This is a genomic window from Hoeflea sp. (genome assembly GCF_984452065.1).
In genome coordinates this window covers 1-6047 of record NZ_CFHWAF010000199.1, presented here as the reverse complement: position 1 = coordinate 6047, position 6047 = coordinate 1, and the positions used below count along the sequence as shown (strand labels likewise).

The 6047-nt window shown below is 59.8% G+C and carries 5 protein-coding genes; 3 read left to right on the top strand and 2 right to left on the bottom strand.

The features are described 5' to 3' along the window. Positions 1-1167 (top strand): cytidylyltransferase domain-containing protein (locus AC5E6N_RS22810; RefSeq protein WP_491749957.1); only part of this gene is annotated, 1167 nt, incomplete at its 5' end. Between the two features lie 17 nt (positions 1168-1184). On the opposite strand, the gene pseC is transcribed toward AC5E6N_RS22810, so the two are convergent. After that, positions 1185-2345 (bottom strand): UDP-4-amino-4,6-dideoxy-N-acetyl-beta-L-altrosamine transaminase, encoded by a 1161-nt coding sequence (gene pseC, locus AC5E6N_RS22805; RefSeq protein WP_491749956.1) that lies wholly within the window; start codon positions 2343-2345, stop codon positions 1185-1187. A gap of 7 nt (positions 2346-2352) precedes the next feature. Then, positions 2353-3345, bottom strand: a complete 993-nt coding sequence (gene pseB / locus AC5E6N_RS22800; protein ID WP_491749955.1) for a UDP-N-acetylglucosamine 4,6-dehydratase (inverting) — start codon at positions 3343-3345, stop codon at positions 2353-2355. A gap of 458 nt (positions 3346-3803) precedes the next feature. Between pseB and AC5E6N_RS22795 the strand changes: the two genes are divergently transcribed. Both AC5E6N_RS22795 and AC5E6N_RS22790 read left to right on the top strand, forming a co-directional pair. After that, complete coding sequence (locus AC5E6N_RS22795) at positions 3804-4283, top strand: universal stress protein (protein ID WP_491749954.1); 480 nt, start codon at positions 3804-3806, stop codon at positions 4281-4283. 33 nt (positions 4284-4316) lie between these two features. Beyond that, positions 4317-5966, top strand: coding sequence for an MFS transporter (locus AC5E6N_RS22790; RefSeq protein ID WP_491749953.1), 1650 nt, complete (start codon positions 4317-4319; stop codon positions 5964-5966). Positions 5967-6047 lie beyond the last annotated feature (81 nt).

Genomic DNA, 6047 nt, shown 5'->3' with positions numbered 1-6047 from the left:
CGGGAAGTCGCGGACACCATGAGTGTTTCCGTCAGCATGGTGGAGAAACACATCTGCCTCGACCGCGCCGGGGCAAAATACGATTATCACTCCGCGCTGCAGCCGGATGAAATGCAGATCGTTGCCGATCGCCTGACGGCCCTTCCCGCAATGGCGGGTGTGCCGTTCATTTCGGGCCCGGAAAAAAAATATCTGGCAACAACCGTTCAGGTTCCGGTTGCCGCGCATGATTTGCCCGATGGCTCGACGATTGCGCCGTCCGATCTCGTTTACCGCAGAACCGCGCAGCCCGGCGATCCGTTCAGCGAATTGATGGATGTTCAAAAACGCCCAGGCATTCTGGCAGTGCCGATCGGCAAGGGTCGGACGATCAAGGCCAGCCAGTTCCGGCCCGCAAGGGTCGGGGTCATCGTCGCCTGCCGCATGAAATCCGCCCGCCTGGAAAGAAAGGCGGTGGCATCCATCGCCGGCCGCCCGTCGGTCGAGCGCTGCCTGGAGAGCTGCCTGGCGATCGAGGGCGCCGACCTTGTCGTGCTGGCGACGTCGACGGTCGAGGAAGATGCGGCTCTGGAGAACCATACGTTGGGCGGCCGCGCGCGCTTCTGGCGCGGCGATCCCGACGATGTCATCCAGCGCTATCTCGGCGCCTGTGAGGCCTACGGGATCGATGTCGTGATCCGGGTGACCGCGGATTGCCCGATCGTGTCATCGGAAATTGCCGCGATATTGCTTGAGCACCATTTCGCGTCCGGTGCCGACTACACCGTGGCTCGGGACATCACCGTGGGAACCGGAACGGAGATTATCAACCGCGAAGCGCTGCAGCGTGTGATCGCCCTGAAAGGCGGCGCCCGGCATTCGGAATACATGACCTGGTATTTCCAGAACAACAGACATGTCTTCAAGGTCGAAATGGTCGATTTGCCGGATGATCTGATCAGGGACCACCGGCTGACGCTGGACTATCCGGAGGATCTGGAGATGTTCTCGCAGCTCTATGAGAGGCTGGAGCGCGAAAACCTGGGCCCGTCGCTGACCAATGCCCTCAAGGTCCTTGACGGCGACGACAAGCTGGCCGCCATCAACCGGCACCTCATCGTTCCCTACAAGACCGATCAGGACCTTATATCGAAGCTGGACAGGGAAACGAAAATCGATATCGGGTAAAACCGCTTTTTTTTGTTTTATCGCTCAATCGCCTGCCGCAGGCATTCGACAACCTGGTCCTGCTCGGCGTCGGTCAGTCCCGGGAAAAGGGGCAGCGTTATGGCTTCCTCGTAATAGCGCTCGGCGTTCGGAAAATCACCGGGGCCGAAACCGAGGTTTCGGTAGTAGGGCTGCAGATGGATCGGGATGTAGTGCAGGTTGACGCCGATGCCGGCCCCTCGCATTTTTTCAAAGACCTCGCGATGATCCGAAGCGGTCCGGTCCTTCATCAGGCGTACAATATAAAGATGCCAGGCCGAAGCGGTGTCGGCATGCTGCACGGGCAGAGCGAGCGGGAGTGGCCGCAGCACCGTTTCATAGCGATCCGCCAATTCCGTGCGTCGTTCGACAAAGGCATCCAGCGTCTGAAGCTGGTTGTACCCCAGCGCTGCCTGAATGTCGGTCAGCCTGTAATTGTGACCGAGTTCCAGTTGCTGGTAGTACCAGGGACCCTCGGACGGACCATCCATGAGGGCCGGGTCGCGGGTAATGCCGTGCGAGCGCAGCAATGCCATCCTGTCGGCCAGTTCCGGCCGGTTGGTGACCGCCATGCCGCCTTCGCCGGTTGTTATGATCTTGACCGGGTGGAAGCTGAAGACGGCGATATCGCTGTGGCGGCAATTGCCCACCGGTTCGCCCTGATAGCTGCTGCCGATGGCGTGGGACGCGTCCTCCACAACACAAAAACCGTATTCGCCGGCAAGCCGACCGATCTCGTCCATCGCGCATGACTGCCCGGCGAGATGCACGGGAATAACGACTTTCGGCAGCCGGTTGCGCTTGGCCGCCTCCGCCAGCTTGTCGGACAGGGCGGTGGCGCTCATCGTGTAGGTTTCAGGATCGATGTCGACAAAATCGACCTCGGCGCCGCAATAGCGCGCGCAATTGGCGCTGGCGACAAAGCTGACCGGGCTTGTCCAGACGCGATCGCCCGGACCGACGTCAAGGGCAAGGCAGGCCAGGTGGAGTGCGGCGGTCGCATTGTTTGCCGACACCGCCCGCGCGGCGCCGCAATAGCCGGCAACGGCCGCCTCGAACCTTTCAACCGCCGGTCCCTGGGTCAGGAAGTCGGACTTCAGGACATCGACGACCGCGTCGATATCGGCTTGCGAAACGGTTTGTCGGCCATAGGGGATCATGGGCCGTCTATAACAGGTGTTGGCGGTTCTGATCTATCCATTCGGCCAGTTCGCCCTGTGACATCCATTCGGAATTCTGATCCGAGCTGTAGATGAAATCGGACGCGACCTTTTTCCCGTCACCGATACGGGCCGGATCCTTCGACCAGCTGTTTATCGCCGGCAGGATCTTGTAATGGCTCCCATATTCATAGGTGTAAGGCGCGTCCTCGAAGCCGATCATCTGCTCGTGCAGTTTTTCGCCGGGCCGGATCCCGATGATGTCCCTTGATGCATTCGGAGCGATCGTTTCGGCGATATCCATGATCCCCATCGACGGGATTTTCCTGACGTAGATCTCACCGCCGATCATGTCGTCAATCGCCGTCCAGACCAGTTCAACACCCTGTTCGCGGGTGATCATGAACCGGGTCATGCGCGTATCTGTGATCGGTAACGCGCCCTTTTCCCGCAGGGACATGAAAAAGGGGATCACCGATCCGCGCGAACCCATGACGTTGCCGTAGCGCACGACGGCAAACCGGGTTCCGTCCGTGCCGCTGTAGGAATTGCCGGCGATGAAGAGCTTGTCGGATGCGAGTTTTGTCGCTCCGTAGAGATTGGCCGGGCTGCTGGCCTTGTCCGTCGAAAGGGCGACGACACGCCTGACGCCGGCATCGATGCAGGTGTCGATCAGGTTCATCGCGCCATTGATGTTGGTCTTGACGCATTCGAACGGGTTGTATTCAGCCGTCGGCACGATTTTGGTGGCGGCTGCGTGGACGACGAACTCGATGCCGTTCAACGCGCGGGCAAGGCGTTCCTTGTCGCGCACATCGCCGATGAAGAAGCGGACACGCCGGTCGTCGCGATAGAGCTTCGCCATCTCCCACTGCTTCATCTCATCGCGTGAAAAGACCACGAGGCGCTTGGGATTGTATTTTTTCAATGTCAGCGGAACGAAGGCATGGCCGAATGACCCGGTGCCGCCGGTCAGAAGAATTGAGGCATTCGTCAGCATTGTTGTCGACTGATCCGTTCGAAAAATGACACAAAGCAAACATACGAGCGACCACGTCACCCGGGGTATCGGACCGCGGCGTGATTCGCAAGCCGGCCTATCCACAGCCGTTCCGTGAAAGGCCGAACGGGTTCAGGCAGGATCTTCCGGCGGAGGCGGACTGAAAAGCTGGCGGCGAGGGCGGACGTCTTCGACAAAGGCTATTCCGTCGCCGCTTGATATTTGTCAATTTCTTTTTTCAGAAATGTCAACGACCGTACACTCTTTGTCGGCGCCGCGGGGCGTCATTCTGTTTGCCGGTCTATGATATTTTTATGTAACTTATTTATTTTGTTATATAAAATACTATCGCATGACTTAGATCAAGTTTTTTCGACCTCTTCTAAGCAAGAACTGTTGTCGGCCGATTGCGGGGTCGGTGGCTCGATCCGGGCCGCCCAATGCCGAAAGGAACGACAATGGATCTAATGCTCGCCTATGACAATTCGCGCAACGCGCGAATAACGCTCGATGCGGTAAAGGAGATGTTCGGACCGCTGAATCCCTCGATCACGCTGGTCTCGGTGATCGAGGATGTGGGCAGTGCGACGTCCGGGGCCGACGATCTTTTCAACGAGCAGTATGCGGCGCAGAAGGCCGGTGTCGAGGCCGCCGCCGCCGAGCTGGTCGCCGCCGGTTTTCCGGCGAAGGTGATGCTGGCCGAGGGCGATGCCCGCAAGATGATCCTGCGCGCGACCGAGGAAAAGAATCCCGACATCCTGGTTATGGCCCGCCACAGCCATCAGCCGGATCACAAGCCGCTCGGTTTCATAACCAAGCGGATCGACGCGATCGTCGAGGAGTTCGACCACATGACCTTCGGGTCGGTCTCGGCCTTCCTGGCGCGCCGCGTCAAATGTCCTGTCCTTATCATCCCAACACACGAGCCCGCCGCCTAGCCCTGCGGCAAGCAAACGCAAAGGACACCTCCCATGCAAGTCTCTGACCTCTTCCGGTTCAGGAACCGTGAGATACGCGCTCTCCATCTCACATGGATTGCGTTCTTCATTACCTTCTATGTCTGGTTCAACATGGCGCCGCTCGCGTCGTCGATCCTGGCATCGGCCGATTGGCTGACGCGCGACGACATCCGGCTTTTCGCGATCGCCAACGTGGCGCTTACGATCCCTGCGCGGATCATTGTCGGCATGGCGCTCGACAAATGGGGGCCGAGGCGGGTCTTCTCCGTCCTGATGGTCTCGATGGCCATACCGACCTTCTTCTTCGCTTTCGGCGACACGAAGGAACAGCTCTTCGTCTCCCGGCTTATCCTGAGCTCGGTCGGCGCGTCGTTCGTCGTCGGAATCCACATGACGGCCCTGTGGTTCAAACCGCGCCATATCGGCTTTGCCGAGGGGTTTTATGCCGGTTGGGGTAATTTCGGTTCAGCCGCCGCGGCCATGACCATACCCACCGTTGCTCTGGTGCTTTACGGCGGCGATGACGGCTGGCGCTACGCCATCGCGACCTCCGGCGCGATCATGGCGATTTACGGCGTCTTCTATTGGTTCGCCATCACCGACGGGCCGACCAAGGACACGCACAGGAAACCGCGCAAGGCGGCCGCGCTCGAGGTCTCGACCTTCCGCGATCTCGTTCTTCTGGTGATCTTTACCGTGCCGCTTGTGGGCATCCTGTCGATCCTCGTCTACCGGGTCCAGATGATGGGCTATATCGACGGGTTCGTCGCTTCGCTTTGCTATGCGGCAATTGCAGTCGTTGTCCTCTATCAGGTCTGGCAGGCCATTCGCGTCAACATGCCGATCCTGAAGAAGGGTGTGCCCAAGGACGACCGCTATCCGTTCAGTTCGGTCGCGGCCCTGAACACCACCTACTTCGCAAACTTCGGCGCGGAGCTGGCTGTTGTGTCCATGCTGCCGATGTTCTTCCAGGAAACCTGGGGGTTGAACCCGGTGACCGCCGGTCTGATCGCCTCGGCCTTCGCCTTCGTCAACCTGGTGGCGCGTCCCATGGGCGGTCTGGTGTCCGACCGGATGGGCAACCGCCGCTTCGTCATGCTCGCTTATATGATGGGCATCGCCATCGGCTTTGCCTTGATGGGTCTGTTGAACTCCTCCTGGCCGCTGATCATCGCGATTGCGATCACCATCGGCTGCTCGTTCTTCGTGCAGGGAGCGGAGGGCGCGACGTTCGGCATCATCCCGTCGATCAAGCGCCGGGTCACCGGACAGATCGCCGGCATGGCGGGCGCCTACGGCAATGTCGGAGCAGTGTTCTACCTGTTCATCTTCATGTTCGTGACGCCCTCACAGTTCTTCTTCATCATCGCCACCGGCGCGCTGATCAGCTGGGTGGTCTGCTACTTCTGGCTCAAGGAGCCCCAGGGCGGGTTCGGAGAAGAATATGTGCTGTCCTCGGTCGATCAGGCGATCGCCACCGAAGCACAGCAGAAAATCGAAGCCGAGGCCGAACTGGCCGAACTCTTCACCGGATCGGAAAAAGTGACGCTGGCCGATCGCGGAAGCAGCCTGACCTTAACGGCCCGGTTCAAGGATCTCGACGACTTGCGGGCGGCGCTCAGCCGCATCGGCAAGCGCGGGAAGGAGCAGCCGGCGCAATGATGTGCCACGGAGCGCGGGACAGGGCGAGCCCCGCCCGCGCTCCTTATTTTCACACCGCCAGATCGGGGAGGTTAACCCATG